The organism is Mycobacterium sp. IS-3022 (genome assembly GCF_001500065.1).
In the GTDB taxonomy this organism is placed as follows: domain Bacteria; phylum Actinomycetota; class Actinomycetes; order Mycobacteriales; family Mycobacteriaceae; genus Mycobacterium.
The window spans coordinates 61,602-81,169 of record NZ_LQIN01000049.1; the positions used below are offsets into that span (position 1 = coordinate 61,602).

General features: G+C 65.6%; 20 protein-coding genes. 12 read left to right on the forward strand and 8 right to left on the reverse strand.

Translation table 11 applies throughout. From position 1 onward, the window contains the following. The first annotated feature begins 52 nt into the window (after positions 1 to 52). From AU188_RS21870 to ahcY, 6 genes are all read left to right on the forward strand, one after another. Positions 53 to 1,522 (forward strand): amino acid permease, encoded by a 1,470-nt coding sequence (locus tag AU188_RS21870; RefSeq protein WP_059165576.1) that lies wholly within the window; start codon positions 53 to 55, stop codon positions 1,520 to 1,522. 264 nt (positions 1,523 to 1,786) lie between these two features. Further along, on the forward strand, positions 1,787 to 2,944 hold the full coding sequence (locus tag AU188_RS21875; protein ID WP_286137634.1) for an alkane 1-monooxygenase: 1,158 nt from the start codon (positions 1,787 to 1,789) through the stop codon (positions 2,942 to 2,944). After that, positions 2,941 to 3,102 carry a rubredoxin gene (locus tag AU188_RS21880; protein ID WP_059165578.1) on the forward strand — a complete coding sequence of 54 codons (162 nt, stop codon included), beginning with the start codon at positions 2,941 to 2,943 and terminating at the stop codon, positions 3,100 to 3,102. Before AU188_RS21875 ends, AU188_RS21880 begins: the two co-directional genes overlap by 4 nt. 36 nt (positions 3,103 to 3,138) lie before the next feature. Further along, the gene (locus AU188_RS21885; protein WP_059099021.1) at positions 3,139 to 3,318 is read left to right on the forward strand and encodes a rubredoxin; all 180 of its coding nucleotides are present in this window, start codon (positions 3,139 to 3,141) and stop codon (positions 3,316 to 3,318) included. A 47-nt stretch (positions 3,319 to 3,365) separates the two neighbouring features. Then, a complete protein-coding gene (gene alkX / locus AU188_RS21890) occupies positions 3,366 to 4,004 on the forward strand; it encodes a TetR family transcriptional regulator AlkX (RefSeq protein WP_059165579.1) in 639 nt (212 codons plus the stop codon). 115 nt (positions 4,005 to 4,119) lie between these two features. Further along, positions 4,120 to 5,577, forward strand: a complete 1,458-nt coding sequence (gene ahcY / locus AU188_RS21895; protein ID WP_059165580.1) for an adenosylhomocysteinase — start codon at positions 4,120 to 4,122, stop codon at positions 5,575 to 5,577. A 74-nt stretch (positions 5,578 to 5,651) separates the two neighbouring features. Here the strand turns inward: ahcY and AU188_RS25390 are convergent, their stop codons facing one another. The 6 genes from AU188_RS25390 to AU188_RS21920 form a co-directional block, all read right to left on the reverse strand. Beyond that, on the reverse strand, positions 5,652 to 6,497 hold the full coding sequence (locus tag AU188_RS25390; protein WP_156426775.1) for a hypothetical protein: 846 nt from the start codon (positions 6,495 to 6,497) through the stop codon (positions 5,652 to 5,654). 248 nt (positions 6,498 to 6,745) lie between these two features. Beyond that, positions 6,746 to 7,300, reverse strand: coding sequence for an Imm61 family immunity protein (locus AU188_RS25110; protein WP_082686741.1), 555 nt, complete (start codon positions 7,298 to 7,300; stop codon positions 6,746 to 6,748). Beyond that, positions 7,297 to 7,641 (reverse strand): TNT domain-containing protein, encoded by a 345-nt coding sequence (locus AU188_RS25595; protein ID WP_172799570.1) that lies wholly within the window; start codon positions 7,639 to 7,641, stop codon positions 7,297 to 7,299. Before AU188_RS25595 ends, AU188_RS25110 begins: the two co-directional genes overlap by 4 nt. Positions 7,642 to 7,775: 134 nt before the next feature. Beyond that, positions 7,776 to 9,896, reverse strand: a complete 2,121-nt coding sequence (locus AU188_RS25600) for a WXG100-like domain-containing protein (RefSeq protein ID WP_172799571.1) — start codon at positions 9,894 to 9,896, stop codon at positions 7,776 to 7,778. Positions 9,897 to 9,987: 91 nt separating this feature from the next. Beyond that, positions 9,988 to 10,275, reverse strand: coding sequence for a WXG100 family type VII secretion target (locus AU188_RS21915; RefSeq protein WP_156426776.1), 288 nt, complete (start codon positions 10,273 to 10,275; stop codon positions 9,988 to 9,990). Beyond that, entirely contained in the window at positions 10,275 to 10,577 is a 303-nt protein-coding gene (locus AU188_RS21920) for a WXG100 family type VII secretion target (protein ID WP_059165585.1), read from the reverse strand. Before AU188_RS21920 ends, AU188_RS21915 begins: the two co-directional genes overlap by 1 nt. 238 nt (positions 10,578 to 10,815) lie before the next feature. Between AU188_RS21920 and AU188_RS21925 the strand changes: the two genes are divergently transcribed. Then, entirely contained in the window at positions 10,816 to 12,099 is a 1,284-nt protein-coding gene (locus tag AU188_RS21925) for a lipase family protein (RefSeq protein WP_156426789.1), read from the forward strand. 20 nt (positions 12,100 to 12,119) lie between these two features. Here AU188_RS21925 and AU188_RS21930 read toward each other — a convergent pair whose 3' ends face one another. After that, on the reverse strand, positions 12,120 to 13,025 hold the full coding sequence (locus AU188_RS21930; RefSeq protein ID WP_059099013.1) for a DUF1028 domain-containing protein: 906 nt from the start codon (positions 13,023 to 13,025) through the stop codon (positions 12,120 to 12,122). A 199-nt stretch (positions 13,026 to 13,224) separates the two neighbouring features. Between AU188_RS21930 and AU188_RS21935 the strand changes: the two genes are divergently transcribed. Next, a complete protein-coding gene (locus AU188_RS21935) occupies positions 13,225 to 13,713 on the forward strand; it encodes a YflT domain-containing protein (RefSeq protein ID WP_059165587.1) in 489 nt (162 codons plus the stop codon). Positions 13,714 to 13,845: 132 nt separating this feature from the next. Here the strand turns inward: AU188_RS21935 and AU188_RS21940 are convergent, their stop codons facing one another. Beyond that, the gene (locus AU188_RS21940) at positions 13,846 to 14,523 is read right to left on the reverse strand and encodes a DUF899 domain-containing protein (protein WP_059165588.1); all 678 of its coding nucleotides are present in this window, start codon (positions 14,521 to 14,523) and stop codon (positions 13,846 to 13,848) included. Positions 14,524 to 14,611: 88 nt separating this feature from the next. Here AU188_RS21940 and AU188_RS21945 point away from each other — a divergent pair, with 88 nt between their 5' ends. From AU188_RS21945 to lpqB, 4 genes are all read left to right on the forward strand, one after another. Continuing rightward, positions 14,612 to 15,244 (forward strand): dTMP kinase, encoded by a 633-nt coding sequence (locus AU188_RS21945; protein ID WP_059165721.1) that lies wholly within the window; start codon positions 14,612 to 14,614, stop codon positions 15,242 to 15,244. Positions 15,245 to 15,323: 79 nt separating this feature from the next. Next, positions 15,324 to 16,010: a two-component system response regulator MtrA gene (mtrA, locus tag AU188_RS21950; RefSeq protein ID WP_059099010.1), complete on the forward strand. Its 687-nt coding sequence runs from the start codon at positions 15,324 to 15,326 to the stop codon at positions 16,008 to 16,010. A gap of 153 nt (positions 16,011 to 16,163) precedes the next feature. Continuing rightward, positions 16,164 to 17,810 (forward strand): MtrAB system histidine kinase MtrB, encoded by a 1,647-nt coding sequence (mtrB, locus tag AU188_RS21955; RefSeq protein ID WP_059165589.1) that lies wholly within the window; start codon positions 16,164 to 16,166, stop codon positions 17,808 to 17,810. Continuing rightward, positions 17,807 to 19,564, forward strand: a complete 1,758-nt coding sequence (lpqB, locus tag AU188_RS21960) for an MtrAB system accessory lipoprotein LpqB (protein WP_059165590.1) — start codon at positions 17,807 to 17,809, stop codon at positions 19,562 to 19,564. The genes mtrB and lpqB overlap by 4 nt, the downstream gene beginning before the upstream one ends. Positions 19,565 to 19,568: the final 4 nt, after the last annotated feature.

Below are 19,568 nucleotides of genomic sequence, written 5' to 3' on the forward strand. Positions count from 1 at the left end.
GTGCACAGTACTAGCTACATTGCGGGCAGGGCACCCACCAGGAGGAAGCGTCATGGCTCGGCGAACGAAGTCGGTGGAGCAGTCGATCGCCGACACCGACGAACCGGACACCCGGTTGCGCAAGGACCTGAACTGGTGGGACCTCACCGTGTTCGGCGTCTCCGTGGTGATCGGCGCCGGCATCTTCACCATCACGGCGTCGACGGCGGGCAATCTCACCGGCCCGGCGATCTCGATCTCGTTCGTGCTCGCCGCGATCGCCTGCGGTCTGGCTGCGCTGTGCTACGCCGAATTCGCCTCGACGGTGCCGGTCGCCGGCAGCGCCTACACGTTCTCCTACGCGACGTTCGGCGAGTTCGTCGCCTGGATCATCGGGTGGGACCTGATCCTCGAGTTCGCGGTCGCCGCGGCGGTGGTGGCCAAGGGGTGGTCGAGTTATCTGGGTGCAGTGTTCGAGTTCGGCGGTGGCACAGCAGATTTCGGTGCAGTGCGGTTGGATTGGGGTGCGCTGCTGATCATCGCGTTCGTCACCGTCATTCTTGCGTTGGGCACCAAGCTCTCCGCGGGGGTCAGCCTGGCGATCACCGTGATCAAGGTGGCGGTTGTGCTGCTGGTGGTCGCGGTCGGCGCCTTCTACATCAAGGTGGCGAACTATTCCCCGTTCCTGCCGCCGGGCGAGCGCGGCGAGGGCGGTAGCGGCACCGATCAGTCACTGCTGTCCTTGCTCACGGGCGCCGAGGGCAGCAGCTACGGCTGGTACGGCTTGCTGGCGGGCGCCTCGATCGTCTTCTTCGCCTTCATCGGGTTCGACATCGTCGCCACCACCGCGGAGGAGACCAAGAACCCGCAGCGCGACGTCTCCCGGGGCATTCTGGCCTCGCTCGCGATCGTCACCGTGCTCTACGTCGCGGTGGCGGTCGTGTTGACCGGCATGGTGCACTACAGCGTATTGCGCGAGGCGGGGGAGAAGGCCAACCTTGCGACGGCCTTCAGCGCCAACGGAATCGACTGGGCGGCCAAGATCATCTCGATCGGTGCGCTCGCCGGGTTGACCACCGTGGTGATCGTGTTGGTGCTCGGGCAGACCCGCGTGTTGTTCGCGATGTCGCGCGACGGGCTGTTTCCCCGGGCTCTGGCCAAGACCGGGCGGCGCGGCACACCGGTGCGCATCACGCTGATCGTCGGCGCTCTCGTGGCCGTCACCGCATCGGTGTTCCCCATGGACAAGCTCGAGGAGATGGTCAACATCGGAACGCTGTTCGCGTTCGTTCTGGTGTCCGCCGGCGTGATCGTGCTGCGGCGCACCCGGCCGGACCTCGAGCGGGGCTTCCGGGCGCCGGGCGTGCCGTGGCTGCCGATCGCCTCGATCGTGGCCTGCGTTTGGCTGATGCTGAACCTCACGGCGTTGACCTGGATTCGCTTCCTGGTCTGGATGGCGATCGGCGTGATCCTCTACTTCGTCTACGGCCGCCGTCACTCGGTGCTGGGCCGGCGGGAGACGGAAGCGATCTCGGTGCGCTGACGGGGCTCGGCGGCGGGCGCCGAGCGCTCATTCTGGTACGGATTCGGGGCCTTGGCCTGAAACCGTACGTGGCTGCGGGCTCACGGTCACGCAGCTCTACGTTGCTTTACAAAAGGTGCCTCTACGTCTAGACAGCCGACAAATATGGCTCTATAGTCAAGACGAGAACGTGATGGTACTCACTTCAGGAGGCACGTAGTGACCACGCAATTACCCGAGCAGGACATCGCTCAGTGGCGCGACAGGAAGCGCTATCTGTGGTTGATGGGACTGATCGCACCGACGGCGCTGTTCGTGATGCTTCCGCTGGTCTGGGCGTTCAACCAGTGGAGCTGGCACGCGGCGGCTCAGGTGCCGTTTTGGATCGGACCGATCCTGCTCTACATCCTGTTGCCCGCCCTTGACTTGCGGTTCGGGCCGGACGGGCAGAATCCGCCCGATGAGGTGATGGAGCGGCTGGAGAACGACAAGTACTACCGATACTGCACCTACATCTACATCCCGTTCCAGTACGCCAGCGTGATCCTGGGTGCCTACCTGTTCACGGCGTCGGACCTGAGCTGGCTCGGGTTCGACGGCGGTCTGGGCTGGCCGGCCAAGATCGGGCTGGCACTGTCGGTGGGTGTGCTCGGAGGGGTGGGCATCAACACCGCGCACGAGATGGGCCACAAGAAGGACTCGCTGGAGCGGTGGCTGTCGAAGATCACGTTGGCGCAGACCTGCTACGGCCACTTCTACATCGAGCACAACCGCGGCCACCACGTCCGGGTTGCTACACCCGAGGATCCCGCGTCGGCCCGCTTCGGTGAGACATTCTGGGAGTTCCTGCCGCGCAGCGTGTTCGGCAGCCTGCGCTCGGCGTGGGAGCTGGAGGCGCAGCGGTTGCGTCGCGCCGGTAAGAGCCCCTGGCACTGGTCCAACGACGTGCTCAACGCGTGGGCGATGTCGGTGGTGTTCTACGGCGCGCTGATCGCGGTGTTCGGTTGGGCACTGATCCCGTACGTCGTGATCTCGGCGGTGTTCGGCTTCACGCTGCTGGAGACGGTCAACTACCTCGAGCATTACGGCCTGCTGCGGCAGAAGCTCGAAAGCGGCCGCTACGAACGCTGCGCGCCGGTGCACAGTTGGAACTCCGACCACATCGTGACCAACCTGTTCCTGTATCACCTGCAGCGACACAGCGACCATCACGCAAACCCGACTCGGCGCTATCAGACGCTGCGCAGCATGGCGGGTGCGCCGAACCTGCCGAGCGGTTACGCGTCGATGATCGCGCTGACGTACTTCCCGCCCCTGTGGCGTCGCGTGATGGACCACCGGGTGCTCGAGCACTACGACGGCGACATCACCCGGGTCAACGTGCACCCGCGGGTCCGCGACAAGGTGTTCGCCAAGTACGCGGCCACTGGAGTCTCCAAATGAGCACCTACCGCTGCCCGGGGTGTGACTACGTCTACGACGAGACGAAAGGCGCTCCGCGGGAGGGCTTTCCAGCCGGTACGTCGTGGAGCGAGATCCCCGACGACTGGGCCTGCCCGGACTGCGCGGTGCGCGAGAAGGTCGACTTCGAACCCGTTTGAACCACAGAGCCAAACAGAGAGAAAGAGGAAAGAGTCATGGATTACAAGCTGTTCGTCTGCGTGCAGTGTGGATTCGAGTACGACGAGGCCAAGGGCTGGCCGGAAGACGGCATCGCCCCGGGTACCCGTTGGGACGACATCCCCGATGACTGGAGCTGCCCGGACTGCGGCGCGGCGAAGTCGGATTTCGAGATGGTGGAGGTCGCCCGGCCGTGACGGCGGTCTGGGCGAACGCCGGGGCTGGACCGACTAACGTCGCGCGTGTGAGTAGCCCGCGCCGAACCGCCCAGCGCGTCCCGTACGCCGAGGCATCGCGGGTACTGCTGCGCGATTCGATTCTCGACGGCATGCGTGAACTGCTGCTCACCCGCGACTGGTCGGCCATCACGCTGTCGCACGTGGCCAAGGCCGCGGGCATCAGCCGCCAGACCATCTACAACGAGTTCGGCTCCCGCCAGGGCCTGGCGCAGGCGTATGCCTTGCGGCTCGCCGACCGGCTCGTCGACCAGATCGACGACGCCATCGAAGGCAACGTCGGCGACGTCTACGCGGCATTCTCGCAGGGGTTTCGCGACTTCTTCACCGAGTCCGCCGCCGACCCGCTGGTGATCTCGTTGCTGACCGGTGAAGCCAAACCCGATTTGCTGCAGCTCATCACCACCGACAGCGGGCCGATCATCACGCGCTGCAGCCAGCGGTTGACGTCCACCTTCATGGACAGCTGGGTGCAGGCCAGCGAGGAGGACGCCGGAGTGCTGGCCAGGGCCATCGTCCGGCTCGCCATGAGCTACGTGTCCATGCCGCCGGAGGCCGACCACTTGACCACCGACGTGGTGGCGCGCGACCTGGCCAGATTGATGACGCCGTTCGCCGAACGCTACGGTGTTATCGATACCCCTTAGCTGTCAGAGCGCCCAGCGCCTGTCCCGCGAGCCCGCAGGCTAGGGGTTTCGCACGGCCGTCGCCGGTGTGCCCGTCCGTGCGCCCAGAGCAAAGACGAACGAAAAGGGGCTCTACATGACTGAGCTGAAGGCCGACTCCCGCAACGGGATCGACTACAAGGTGGCCGACCTATCTCTCGCTGACTTCGGCCGCAAGGAGATCCGCCTGGCCGAGCACGAGATGCCCGGTCTGATGGCGTTGCGCGAGGAGTACCACGACGTGCAGCCGCTCAAGGGTGCCCGGATCTCGGGCTCGCTGCACATGACCGTGCAGACGGCGGTGCTGATCGAAACCCTGACCGCGCTGGGTGCGGAGGTTCGATGGGCTTCCTGCAACATCTTCTCCACCCAGGACCACGCCGCCGCGGCCGTCGTCGTCGGCCCGCACGGCACGCCGGAGGAGCCGAAGGGCACCCCGGTGTTCGCGTGGAAGGGCGAGACGCTCGAGGAGTACTGGTGGGCCGCCGAGCAGATGCTCACCTGGGAGGGCGAGCCGGCAAACATGATTCTCGACGACGGCGGCGACGCCACCATGATGGTGCTGCGCGGCGCGCAGTACGAGAAGCAGGGCGTCGTTCCGCCCGCCGAGGAAGACGACCCGGCGGAGTGGAAGGTGTTCCTCGGCGTGCTGCGGGAACGCTTCGAGACCGACAAGGACAAGTGGACCAAGATCGCCGAGGCGGTCAAGGGCGTCACCGAGGAGACGACGACCGGCGTGCTGCGGCTGTACCAGTTCGAGGCCGCGGGCGAACTGCCGTTCCCGGCGATCAACGTCAACGACTCGGTGACGAAGTCGAAGTTCGACAACAAGTACGGCACCCGGCACTCGCTCATCGACGGCATCAACCGCGGCACCGACGTGCTGATCGGCGGCAAGAAGGTGCTGATCTGTGGTTACGGGGACGTGGGCAAGGGCTGCGCGGAATCGCTGGCCGGTCAGGGCGCACGCGTCGCGGTCACCGAGATCGACCCGATCAACGCACTGCAGGCGCTGATGGACGGCTTCGATGTCGTGACCGTCGAGGACGGGATCAGCCAGGCCGACATCGTCATCACGGCCACGGGCAACAAGGACATCATCACCCTCGAGCACATGCGGGCAATGAAGGACCAGGCGATCCTGGGCAACATCGGCCACTTCGACAACGAGATCGACATGGCGGCCCTCGAGCGCTCGGGCGCCAAGAAGCTCAACATCAAGCCGCAGGTCGACCAGTGGATCTTCGACGACGGCAAGTCGATCGTGGTGCTGTCCGAGGGCCGGCTGCTAAACCTGGGTAACGCGACGGGCCACCCGTCGTTCGTGATGAGCAACAGCTTCTCGAATCAGGTGATCGCGCAGATCGAGCTGTGGACGAAGAACGACGAGTACGACAACGCGGTCTACCGGTTGGCCAAGCACCTCGATGAGAAGGTCGCGCGCATCCACGTCGAGGCACTCGGCGGCACGCTGACCAAGCTCACCAAGGAGCAGGCCGAGTACATCGGCGTCGACGTTGAGGGCCCGTACAAGCCGGAGCACTACCGCTACTGATTTGTTGCGTCGAGACTGCGGTCAGATCGCGTTCAGCACGAAAATCGCGATCTGGCCGCAGTTTCGGCTTTGCGCTATTGGAGCGACTCTAGGCAGTACAACCGCGCGGGACGAGGGTACGAGATCGGTTTCGTAGCGGTGGGGCATTGCTTCGCATCGGTAGTGTCATCGAACCGCTGGACAATCCTGATGGTCGCGCTTGACCCGGCGCAGTCTTCGCGGATGAAGGGTGCCTCAAACCTATTCTCCATATTGAGCGCATAACATTCGCCCTCAACGAGATTGGCGAGAAAGCACATCGTCGCATTGTCCCAGAACAGAGTGGTGTAGTCGGTGGCGTCGCGCCGCTTTCCGTCTGGACACTCGGCATCCGGTCCGCCGAGAGAGGCCAGCTCCATGGTCGCTGTGGGATCACTGCAATCGGTCGATGCCGGTGCGCCGTCACCGAATTCGTCCTGGGCGACACATTGGCCGACCGCGAGTCTCTCCCCGGAATCGAGGTGGCCGATGCCGGTCGACTCGTCAGCCGCGGTGCCCGACCCCGCGGCTCTGAGGCCGCCGACCAACAAAGACAAAACAAGGATCACCGCGCCCGTGATGATCAGCCCCACACCGCGCCGCTTGGGGCGGGGCGGAGGCCAATAACCAGCGGGCGGCGGATTGGCCGGCGCGCCCGGTGACTGTGCGTACGACGGATGCCCCGGCGGTCCAAAACCGGGCGGGGGCGGAAATTGCGGCGGCCCGAACTGAGTCGGAGGTTGCGGATGTCCGCCATACGGCCGAGGCCGCGGGGGCGAGTGTTTCGGCGACCGGGTCAGCTGAACAAGACCGATTGTCAGAAGGATCAGACCGATGAGCGGAATCATCAGCGAGCCCATGGCGTAGCCGAGATCGTACGCGTCGAGCGCGTTAACAGTCATGAAGCCCCCCGATATGTATTCAGACGTGGACGAGTTTGTATCTATACGTGGAACAACGGTTCGCCAGGAGGTGCTCCCTTGGTACGAACGTGTCCTGAAACTTCATCTAGGCCGCTATCACTTAGCTTGGAATCTCTTCGGATGAACATCTGCATGCGGAGGCGAAATCCTGACGTCCGAAGACGAAGAATCAGGCTCATCGGTGCACCTCTCGAATGCCTGCAGGGTGCTTCGCATTGGAATGCTAGCTATCTTCCATTCGTGTGCTGAACGAAGTTCTCGAACAACGGAATACCGGATGGACTTCGGTATGAAGCCACGATGTCTACGATGGACGCTGCCATGAGGTAAGAAAGGTTCACGAGGAATATCGTCCCCACCACGGGGTCACGTTCAGTCTCGGCGACGAGTTCGCCCTCACCCGTGACAAGTGCAAGCCGACGCTCGTCATCCGGAGTCGATGAAAGTTCGAATCCGGGCGCTGTACGGTCCGGATCGGCCGGAATACGTACACGCGGCAACCGTTTACGGGACCGGGCGGTCGGGCCGAAGTTTAACAGCAAGTATCGTTCCACAGTGGCTAGTGCCGGGGCGCGAAGCACGGTGTATTCGGGTTGTAAGCGATCTGATTGATTGACCGCTAATGTGCCATCAGCCTCGCTACCTACCATTATTCGTGTTTCACCAAGTCCGGACGTGAAGGTCACCCGGCCGTCGCTGGATAAATCGGCTGTCCTGACGTCAAATTCCGCATCGATCGCGCTATCGATAACCTCTTGCGCGAGGACAAGCTTGCTGGTCATTCGAGTATGCCTAACGTGTTGAGGATGTGAACTGGTACAGACTTCCCATCCGATCCGAGGATCCGCACCTGGATCGCACCGCCTGGCTGTCCGAGGGCCGGCGCTACTTCCGACGCCTCAATTGTCCAACCAGTGGGGACCTTGTCGGGGTCAAGGCGGTATGCGTTATACGGATCGCACAAGGAGTTGACGTGCAGTGCGCGTCCTTCCCATGAGGCCGGTTTGCCATGCTCGACAGCTGCGAGGTAGCCGCCATTGTCGTTTCCGATCCGGTCGACAACGTTTCCATATTCACGGACGTACGCGTGCGCGTCGGTAAAGGCAACCTTGGTGTCGGGCATTGCGCCATCGTTGTCGGGGTAGTTGATCCAGCGGTCACCGTCTTCGGAGACCTTGTTGAAGCGCTCTTCGTATTCCTGCTGCGAGTATGCGTGCCCATCCGACGCACGACCGAATGGAGCCTCGCGATCAGTAATTAGACGTTTGACGCCTTCATCAATTCCCGTTGGATCCGTCGGATTGTGTGGGAAGTCCCAGTGCTCCGGAAGCGGTTGCCCGTAATTCGGATCGATGGGTTTGTCCTCGAGCCGATGCCAACCGTCGCCTGATTGCTCTTGAGAATGAACCGGGTCCAGGTGCGGGCCAGCTCCGTGGCTGTTTGGCATACCGGTTTCACTGGGCTCGGGTTGGTCTTCACGGCTGCCATTGCCATCACCACCGTCGTACGTTGGGCTCGAGCTTCCTGAAGATTGCGGATCAATGTCGCGTGGTTGGCCAACGTCACCGCTATCCAACGGCGGCGCGTCCGATGCCTGTGTTGTTGATCTATCGAACGCGTGTGGAACGGATTCGGGCAGACTGCTGCCGACGCTGTCGGGAGGTGACCCGCTTGATGATGGGCCATGGCTGGGAGCGGATGGCGCATCGACCGTTCCCGGCGCGCTGGCGGCCGGCGGCGAGGAACCGCCGAGCCGCCCGCCGGCGACTGCAACGGAGTTTCTGCGGACGTTGACGATTGGGGATCGGGCGAACGGTCGACCGGCGCTGAAGTCTGAGACCCGGGCGACGAATCAACCGGCGCTGACGACTGCGGTGCTGACGACCGATCCGGTGTCAGTGGTGCCGCCGCGCCCGTCGGAGTCCGTGAGTCCGGAATGCGTGGTGCCTCAGGAGTATTCATCGGAATGGCCAGCTCGTCTGGAATGCGCGGCCCGCTGCCCGGAGTAGACATGGGCGCTGTTCGAACGTCATTGCCCAGTTCGTCGAGCGACTGCGTGATGTCGTCGACGCGCTGGGTGGCCGACGTGAAATTGCTGGCCCCACCCGGGCCGTCAACCGTCCTCCCGGGCGACGGCGCGTCGATGCCCGCGTCCACGGCAGCCTTGGTGCCGCGCGCCGCGGCACCACCCGGGATCGCGGCGGCACCGACATCGAAAAGGATCTTCCCCAGGCCGAAGCCCGACCGCTCCGACGACCAGTCCTCGGCGTGCACCACATCCGCGGCTTGGTCTTTGTAATGGTTGAACGCTCCAACGGGATTCGACATGATTCCCGTCGGGGTCGCATACAGGAGGCTTTCGCCCAGGCTCTCAGCCATCCCCGCCCAGGCGTCTTTGGCCCCCTCAGGGTCGTACGCGAACCGCAACGGATCGAGCTGTCCGAAGCTGTCGATCGTGTCGACCGCTCCCGCCAAAATGCCTTGGCGCAAAGTCAATTGGAAGTCCAGCGACGTCGCCAAGGCATTGCCCACGTCGTCGCCGAGGTACTTGGGGAACTCGCGCCGCGCCCACTGCTCCACTGAAACGATCGCGTCGTCAACGGCGCCCATCGCGATCTGCAGCACGTCGCGCCGCGCCTCTGCCTGGCGTCCGTACCCGCCGAGCACCGTCTTGACGTCGTCGGCGACTTCCTTGAGCTCTTCGAGGGCGTCGCCGGAGAACACCGCTTTCAGACCGTCGAAGAATCCCGACGGTGAGACTCGATCCAGCAGATCCCGGATGGCGTTCTGCGTGTTCTCGACGTCATCGGCGAATTCCAGCGTCTGCGTCGCCAAATTCCCCGCCTCGGTGGCGATGTTGTTGAGGCTTTCCGTCAGCTTGGTGATGGCCGTCGTCATGGCGCCGCCCTCGGGAATCTGTTGGCTGCCAACCACTCCCGACGGTCCAGTGAGGTGTCCAGCGATGCCGCCAATAGCGGTCGCGAAGGTCTGCCACGCATTGCCGGTGCTGCGCAGCGAGGCCGGATCGCCGTCCGGCCACACATCGGGGATGAACGACTGGATCACCGACCACAACAACGGTGGCGGAACCCCACCGCCCTGTGCGGACGGCGCGGCGGGCGCACTGAACTCCGCAGGCGTATCAGGCGGAGCCAATGCGGTCGTAGCACCATCGATTGTCGACGCTGCATCGGCACGCGAATAGTTCGTCGCCGACATCTGCACACCGAAACCCACGCTGCGACCCGCGTTGACCGCCTCCGCGCCCGCATCCAGCAGGCCCTGGGCCAGTTGCTGATAGGAATGCCCGAACACCGCACCCGCCGGATCGGTTCCAGACCGCGCGCCACCGGACAGGCTCGCCGTCAATGTGCTCACCGCAGCAGCGATTTCGTCGCCCACCGAGCTGATCGACTCGCCGGCACCCGAAAGTACCTCCGGATCAACGGTTATCGGTGCCACGCGAAACCTACGACCACATCTGGGTATTCATCCTCGCGGCCTCTGAATAGTTGCCGTGCGCTTGTTCGGCGATATCGCGCAGCTGCCCCAACGCTGCACGCAACTCCTCGGCCCCGCTGTTCCACTGCGCCTGCGCCGACTGCTGCGCGCTGGCCGCGTCCCCGTGCCACGACAGCCCGAGCGACTCTGCCGACGCCCTGACGCGCGACAGCGACTGCTCGAGCTGACCATGAAAGGCCGATATCTGGTCGACGGATGCCAACAACGCCGGCAGGTCCACGCTGAAGCTCGCCATCACATACCCGCCGAATCGATCGCGTCCCCGCCGGAGGTATCGGTCTGGTGGTACGCCTGGGCGGCGTCGTCGAGCAACGCCGCCATCTTGTCCAGGCCGCCCAGCAATTGCGCCGCGCCCTCGTGCCACCGCTGCCACACGTCACCGAACGCCGAGCCGGCCTGACCGGTCCAGCCGGAACCGAGCAGGCGCGACAACTGCCCGTCGAGGCCAGACAGGCCTGACCGCGTCTCCTCTGCAACCGCGCGCAAATCGCCAGCTACCGCAGCGACGGTCGCCTCATCAACTTGCAACTCGCTCAAAATCGCCTCTCAACAGCACAAATGTCGGATCAACCACAGGTAGGGGAGGCCCGGCACGGACACGGCCAGCTAAACGCCACCAGTATCTCACACGCGGGCAACGGCTCTTGACACCAATTTGGTCGTCCCGCCGTTGTGCTCGCCCAGGCTCCGTTTCGGTGCTCGTCTTGGCGCCCCCGGCCGTTGCCGAACTGTTAACGTTCGCGCCGTGGGTCGGGGATTCCGGGTTGTCGTCGCACTGTTGAGCTTCTTCCTCACTACGGGAACGGCGACGGCGGCAGCCGACGACCCGACCATCGACGACCATCATCCCTACTTCAACGAAGACGAATACCAGGCGTTCTACACTCCGCCAGATCCGTTGCCGCCGGGCCAACCTGGCGACGTCGTCCGCTCCGAGCCGTCCCGGCTGGTGTTGGAGCCATCGGGTCAGCTCGGCATGATCATGGCCGACGGGACACGAATCATGTACCGCAGCAACGACGCTCGCGGAAACCCGAACGTCGTCACCGGTACCTACTTCGAGCCGCACGTCCCCTGGCCGGGGCGGGGGACGCGCCCGCTGATCGTCTACGGTCCCGGAACGCAAGGGCAAGGCGACCAGTGCGCACCGTCTCGACAGTTCAATCAGGGCATCCATTGGTCGCCTTACCTCGATTTGGCTTTCAACTACGAAGAGCTGTTCGTCGCGACGATGGTCGCGCGCGGCTTCGCGATCGTCATGACCGATTACGAGGGCTTGGGCACCCCGGGGCTGCACACCTATGCGAATCGGGTGTCGCAGGGCCACGCGATGCTCGACGCGGCGCGCGCCGCCAAGCGTTTACCCGGCACGTCTCTGACTCAGCATGGGCCCGTTGCGTTCTGGGGCTACTCGCAGGGCGGGGGCGCGGCGGCATCCGCAGCCGAGATGGCGTCGTCATACGCGCCCGAACTCCACGTGGTCGGCTCCTACGCCGGCGCGCCGCCGGCCGACCTCAAGGCCCTGTTCCCGTTCATCGACGGCAGCATGTTGATCGGAGCCGTGGGTTATGCGCTGAATGGAGTGATGGCGGCCTACCCCGAACACGAGGAAGCGATCAGGGCGACGCTGACCCCGCGCGGCGCTGACATGCTCTTCAAGGTGCAAGACCAGTGCGTCGCAGAGACGCTCACGAAGTTCATGTTTCGACACCTGCAGCCCTACTTCAACCGGGACATATTCGCGCTCGTCGAAAAGGAGCCGTTCAAGTCGCTGTTCGACGAACAGAGGCTGGGGCGCATGAAACCCAATGCCCCGGTGCTGATCAACGCGAACCGGTTCGATCCGCTGGTTCCTTGGGCGCCGGCGATGCAGCTCGGTCGCGACTGGTGCGCCCAGGGCGCCGACGTCGAGGCGCGTACCAACGAGCAACCGCCGTTTCTGAACAAAGCGATGGTCAATCACGCGCTGCCGATGCTCGTCGACGGGGAACCGGCGATGCAGTGGATCGCCGACCGGTTCAACGGCAAACCGACCGCTTCCAATTGCGGGCGCTTCTAGAGCGTCGTGTCCGCAGGACGCTAGCGCTGTAGTTCGTCGAGCAACCGGATGACGGGCGTGTTCGGGGGAAGAAGCCGCACCTCGTCGAAGCGGCGTGCAGCTTCGAGAAACTGGGGTGCAGCCGACGACAACCCGGCCAGCACACGGGCGGCGTCGTCCTCACGGCCGGCCAGTGCCAACACAAGTGCGGTCCACAACGCGATGTCGGGATCCCGCAAGGGATCCGGAGCAGGTGCCCCGTCGAGTCTGGCGAGCGCGTCTTGGGTGTTGCCGCCAAGTGCGAGATCGAATGCTTCCACGGCATTGTGGTAGCGAGTATTGAGCGCGAGAAGCTGATCCAGCATGCCGAGCGGATCCTCGTGGTCGTCGACACGCAGATCGACCAGGCGGTCGTGCCACGGCCGACCGGTCGTGGTGGGGTCGACGACGACCATCGCCGCTGAGCGCTTGCCGCGAATGTCACCGCCTTCGTCTTCTGCCGCATGTAGCGCCCGGGCCAGCCGCGCCGGCACCGATGCCTCCGTGTGCTCCCAAGCGTCGACCATGGCCTCCCAGACGGCTTCTGAGACAACCATGTTCGCGAGGGCCACGCAGCCATTGCCCTCGAGGTGACCGGCCGCGGGGACACACGCTTCACCGGTGTAGACAGCGATGTTGCCGCAGGTGTCGATCATTGCCACCTGGCGGCGTTCAGGATTCGCGTCCACGCTGCGCAACGCGGTCAGCGCCTCGCCTGCGGTCAGCCCCGAGCGCAGGATGTCCAGACCTAGTTCGCCGTACATGGGTTCACCCATCGACTGGGTAGCGATCGCCCCGCTGCCCGACATCGCCCACGGAACGCTGCTGCCCACCGCGAACGCCTGAGATTGGCAGGCGACGCCCATCAGGCCGGTCCGGGCGTCACGAGCGACGATGGAGTAGGTCATTCGGCGAACATACGGCGCACTTCATGCAGGGCACCATCGCTGTCGGCCGGTCGGCGGAGTTTCTCTGTCCCATGGGTGAAGCGGGATGGCGCCTCAACCGCGATGAACCGCTCGGCAATCTGGCCGTCCGCATGACGAATACGCGTTCACGGCGGCGGGTACCCGTTCGCGGTATCCACACGTCTGGAGGGACAAGACAATGACCACCCCACACCGCCCGTCCGATCAACCCGCCGCCGCGTCGGCCAGGCGCGAGGTCATCGCGTCGTTCGACAACTATCCCGACGCGCAACACTTGGTGGACCGCATGTCCGACGGCGGCTTTCCGGTGGCCCACGTCAGCATCGTGGGCGACGGGGTACGAACGGTCGAGCGCGTGACCGGCCGGATGACGAACGGGAAAGCCGCGCTGGCGGGCGCCGGCAGCGGTGCATGGTTCGGCCTGTTGATCGGCCTGCTCTTCGCTATCTTCGCCGTCGGTCCGTTATGGATATGGGTCGTCTTGATCGCGCTGGTCATCGGCGCGTTCTGGGGTGCTGTCTTCGGCTTCGTCGCCCATTGGTCCACTCGGGGCAGCCGGGACTTCTCGAGTATTCAGACCTTGGAAGCCCAACGCTACGACGTTTACGTCGCTGCCGACCATGCTGCAGAGGCCGCACGTTACGTCACGCCGGCGAATCCGCTGTGACCTAACTTTGCTCTAGGTTCGGAGCACGGCGGCTCACGAATCTGCAACGGTTGCAACGACTTCGGACGCGACCGCCGCCGATCCGGCTGAACACGAGGTTTGACTGCGGGCGCAACGCCCGCGGAGCCGTTGCTACGCCGGATATTCGTCGCGCTTGCGCGGCCAGTCGGAGAAGTCCTCGCCACGCCCTTTCGGCGCCCGGTCCAGCAGCTGCCACGTCGCGTTCAGGGCCTCGGTGCCGCGGTCGTAGGTCGAGTACGTGTGGTAGACGACTCCATCCTCCAGCGCGAAGCAGCTCAGCGCCATCAACTCCATGACGTCGAGCATGCTCCCGCTACCCGACCCGTAGTCGCGGCGTGGCGTCGGAACATGCATGTACTCGAAGAAGTCGGCGTCGAAGTCGGTGCCGCCAGAGGACACCCACTCGATGTCCCAACCCATCCGCTGCTTGTACGCGGTGAGTACAGGCAGCGGCGACCGCGACGAGAGGATGAACGTCACGTCCCGGTGCGCCAGATGCGGCACCGCGCCGACCAGGTTGTCGGTTTCGAACGTGCACCCCGGGCAGCCCTCCGGAGTCTTCGGCCCATGCATGAAGTGCCGCACGATCAGCTGTGAACGACCGTCGAACAACTCCGCGAGCGTTCGCCGCCCTGCCGTGGTGTCGAACTGATACTGCTTGTCGACCCGCACCCAGGGCAGCGCCTGACGTTCCCGGGCGAGCTCGGTTGACCGTCGGGTCAGCTCCTTCTCCTTCGCCAGCTGCCGCTCGTATGCGGCTCGCCACTGTTCGCGCGTGCCGACCGTCATCTGTCTTCCTCCTGGATGTGTCGATGCTCATCTGAACAGACCATCGGTGCTGACGGAACTCATCGGCGGGTCCGGCTACGCTCGCCGCGTGCTCATCGTGATCGAGGGTGTCGACGGTGCCGGCAAGCGGACGCTGACCAACGGCCTGCGAACGGCATTCGAGGCCGCCGGCCGAACGGTGAGCAGCCTGGCGTTTCCGCGCTACGGCCACTCCGTCGAGGCCGATATGGCCGCCGAGGCGCTGCACGGAGCCCACGGTGACCTGGCGGATTCGGTCTACGCGATGGCGCTGCTGTTCGCGCTCGACCGGGCGCGCGCCCGTGCCGAGATCGAGCGCCTGCAGGCCGCTTACGACGTCGTGCTCCTCGACCGCTACGTCGCGTCCAACGCCGCCTACAGCGCCGCGCGCCTGCACCAGGGTGCCGACGGGGAGGTCGTCGACTGGGTGCGTGTCCTCGAGTACGAGCGGCTCGCGCTGCCCAGACCGGATGCCCAGGTGCTGCTGGCCGTCCCGACCGAACTGGCGGCTCAGCGGGCCGAACACCGCGCCAACACCGAGGTCGGCCGGCCCAAGGATGCCTATGAACGCGACGGCGGGCTGCAGCAGCGCACCTCCGACGTCTATACCGCGCTGGCCGCCGGCGGCTGGTGCGGCCGCTGGGAGACCGCCGGACCCGACGTCGATGCCGCTGCGCTCGCGGCGCAACTGGGCGCCCGATAGGCCGCACCGGCCCCCTCAGCCGGTCAACATGCGAAACGCGCCGTGTGGTAGCCGGGGTTTATCGCAATTCGGTGACACCATGGACTCCATGAGGCAAAGGATTCTGGTTGTCGACGATGACCCTTCGCTGGCCGAGATGCTCACCATCGTGCTGCGGGGCGAAGGCTTCGACACCGCGGTCATCGGTGACGGCACCCAAGCGCTCACTGCAGTCCGCGAACTGCGGCCCGACCTGGTGCTGCTCGACTTGATGCTGCCCGGCATGAACGGGATCGACGTGTGCCGGGTGCTGCGCGCCGACTCCGGTGTGCCGATCGTCATGCTGACCGCCAAGACCGACACCGTGGATGTGGTGCTGGGTCTGGAATCGGGCGCGGACGACTACGTGATGAAGCCCTTCAAGCCCAAGGAGCTCGTCGCCCGCGTGCGCGCCCGGCTGCGGCGCAACGAGGACGAGCCCGCCGAAATGCTGTCCATCGGTGACGTCGACATCGACGTGCCGGCACACAAGGTCACCCGGCAGGGCGAACAGATCTCACTGACGCCGCTCGAGTTCGACCTACTGGTGGCGCTGGCACGCAAACCGCGGCAGGTGTTTACTCGTGATGTGCTGCTCGAACAGGTGTGGGGATACCGGCACCCCGCCGACACCCGTTTGGTGAACGTGCATGTCCAACGCCTGCGCGCCAAGGTCGAGAAGGACCCGGAGAACCCGCAGGTGGTGCTGACTGTTCGAGGAGTGGGATACAAGGCCGGACCCCCGTGATCTCGCACGGCTCGGCCGTGGCCGTGATCCCGCACGGCTCGGCCGTGGTCATGAGATTCACCGCCCGGCGGTGGCCGTGATCCTTCACCGCTCGGCGGTGACGATCTCCACCGCCAGGGTGGACCCCGTCATTTTGACCGCTCGGCGGTCGCCGTGATCTTCAGCTCGAGGCGACGCATCCATCGTCGATCGGCACCGCTGGTACGGGGTCTGGGCGCGCTGGGTCGGGCACTGAGCCTTGCCTGGCGGCGCTCCCTGCAGCTGCGCGTGGTGTCGTTGACGCTCGGGCTGTCGCTGGCGGTCATCCTGGTCCTCGGCTTCGTGCTGACCAGCCAGATCACCGACCGCATTCTCGAGGTGAAGGTGCGAGCCGCCACCGAGGAGATCGACCGCGCCCGTTCCACGGTCAGCGGCATCGTCGGCGGCGAAGAGACCCGATCGCTGGACAGCAGCCTGCAGCTCGCGCGCAACACCTTGATCGACCGCACCGCCGACGCCGACCCCGGGCTGGCCGGAACCTTCGACGCCGTTCTGCTGGTGCCCGGGGACGGCCCGCGCGCGGCGACCGCGGCCGGGCCCGTCCAGCAGGTGCCCAACGCGCTGCGCGAATTCGTCAAGGCCGGCCAGGTCAGCTACCAGTACGCGACCGTGCACACCGACAGCTTCTCGGGACCGGCGCTGATCGTTGGCAGCCCGACGTCCTCGCCGGTGACGAACCTGGAGCTGTATCTGATTTTCCCGTTGAACAACGAGGAATCCACGATCGCGCTGGTACGCGGCACGATGGCCACCGGCGCGGTGGTGCTGCTCGGCCTGCTCGCCGCGATCGCCCTGCTGGTCGCACGCCAGATCGTGCTGCCGGTGCGCTCGGCGTCGCGGATCGCCGAGCGGTTCGCCGAAGGCCACCTCACCGAGCGCATGCCGGTGCGCGGCGAGGACGACATGGCCCGTCTCGCCGTCTCCTTCAACGACATGGCCGAGAGCCTGCACCGCCAGATCACCCAACTGGAGGAGTTCGGCAATCTGCAGCGCCGGTTCACTTCCGACGTCAGCCACGAGTTGCGCACCCCGCTGACGACGGTGCGCATGGCCGCCGACCTGATCCACGACCACAGCGAGGACCTCGACCCCGCGCTGCGCCGGTCCATCGAGCTGATGGTCAGCGAGCTCGACCGATTCGAGACCCTGCTCAACGACCTGCTCGAGATCTCGCGCCACGACGCCGGCGTCGCCGAACTGTCCGTCGAGTCGGTGGACCTTCGGTCGACGGTGCAGAGCGCGCTGGACAACGTCGGGCACCTCGCTCAGGATGCCGACGTCGATCTCATCGTCGATATGCCCGCGCGGGAAGTCATCGCCGAGGTCGATCCGCGGCGCGTCGAACGCATCCTGCGAAACCTCATCGCCAACGCCATCGACCACGCCGAGCGCAAGCCGGTCCGGATCCGCATGGCCGCCGACGCGGACACCGTCGCGGTCACCGTCCGCGATTACGGCGTCGGACTGCGACCGGGCGAGGAGAAGCTGGTGTTCAGCCGGTTCTGGCGGTCGGATCCGTCGCGGGTACGGCGTTCCGGCGGCACCGGTCTCGGCTTGGCGATCAGCATCGAAGACGCCCGCTTGCACCAGGGCAGGCTGGAAGCCTGGGGCGAGCCGGGCAAGGGCGCGTGTTTCCGCCTCACGCTGCCGCTCGTCCGGGGGCACAAGGTGACGGCCAGTCCACTGCCGATGAAACCTGTTGCCCCCGAGGCGTCGTCGCGACGCACCCGCGATCGCGAACCCGCCCAGGAGTCCGTGTGAGGCGGCTGCTGGCCGTCGTGTGGCTGCTGGCGGTGGTGCTTGCCGGCTGCGCGGGCGTCCCGAGTTCGTCGTCGCCGCAAGCCATCGGCACGGTCGACCGGCCCGCCCCGCCCAGCCTGCCCAAACCGACGCCGGGCATGGACCCCGATGTGCTGCTGCGCGAGTTCCTCAAAGCCACCGCCGACCCCTCGAACCGGCACCTGGCCGCACGCCAGTTCCTCACCGAGTCCGCCTCTCGTACCTGGGACGACGCGGGCAGCGCGCTACTGATCGACAACGTGGTGTTCGTCGAAACCCGTGGGCCCGAGCGGGTTTCGGTGACCATGCGTGCCGACATCCTGGGGTCACTGTCGGACATGGGAGTGTTCGAGACCGGGGAGGGTGCGCTGCCCGACCCCGGCCCGATCGAGCTGGTGAAGACCCCGGACGGCTGGCGCATCGACAAGTTGCCCAACGGCGTTTTCCTTGACTGGCAACAGTTTCAGGCGACCTACAAGCGCAATACCCTGTACTTCGTCGACCCGACCGGCAGCACCGTGGTGCCCGACCCCCGTTACGTCGCGGTGTCCGATCCCGACCAGTTGGCCACCGAACTGGTGAGCAAGCTGATCGCCGGGCCGCGTCCGGAGATGGCCAAGACGGTCCGCAACCTGCTCGAGCCGCCGCTGAAACTTCGCGGTCCGGTGACCCGTGCCGACGGCGGCAAGACGGGCATCGGCCGCGGATACGGCGGGGCGAGGATCGATCTTGACAATCTGTCCACCACCGACCCGCACAGCAGGCAATTGCTTGCCGCGCAGCTGATCTGGACACTTTCCCGCGCAGGTATCAACGGGCCGTATGTGATCAACGCCGACAGCGTGCCCCTCGACGAGCGGTTCGCCGACGGCTGGGAGACGTCCGACGTGGCGGCCACCGACCCGGGGGCGGCCTCCGGCGTCGCGGCGGGTCTGCACGCGCTGGTGGGTGGCTCGCTCGTGGCCCTCGACGGTCAGCGGGCGCCCCGAGTTCCCGGCCCGTTCGGGCAGATGCCGAACCAGACCGCGGCCGCGGTGTCGCGCACCGGGCAGGAGGTCGCGTCGATCGTCACGTTGCGCCCCGGCGCACCCGACATGGCGTCGTCGATGTGGGTGGGTGCGCTCGGCGGGAACGCCTCACAGGTGCTCGACGCCAGAGAGCTGTCGCGCCCGAGCTGGTCTCTCGACAACGCGGTGTGGGTGGTGATCGACGGCAACAACGTGGTGCGCGTCATCCAGGACGCCTCGGGGCAGCCGGCGCGTATCCCGGTCGACTCCACGCTGGTGTCGACCAAGTTTCCCGGCCCGATCACCGAATTGCAGCTCTCCCGCGACGGCACCCGCGCCGCGATGGTCATCGAGGGCCGGGTGATCCTGGCCGGTGTCGAGCAGACGCCGGGCGGTGGCTACGCGCTGACCTACCCGCGGCGGCTCGGCTTCGGCCTACGCGACACGGCGGTGTCGCTGTCGTGGCGAACCGGCGACGACATCGTGGTCAGCCGGACCGATCCCCAGCATCCGGTGTCCTACGTCAACCTCGACGGCGTCAACTCCGACGGGCCGAGCCGCAACCTGCTGATGCCCGTCACCACCGTGGCGGCCAACCCGTCGACCGTGTACGTGGCCGATGCGCGCGGGATCATGCAACTGTCCGGCTCGGTGGCCGAGGACGACCCGGCGTGGGCCGAGGTGCGTCCGCTGATGGTGGCGGGTGCCGAACCCGTGCTGCCCGGCTGACCAT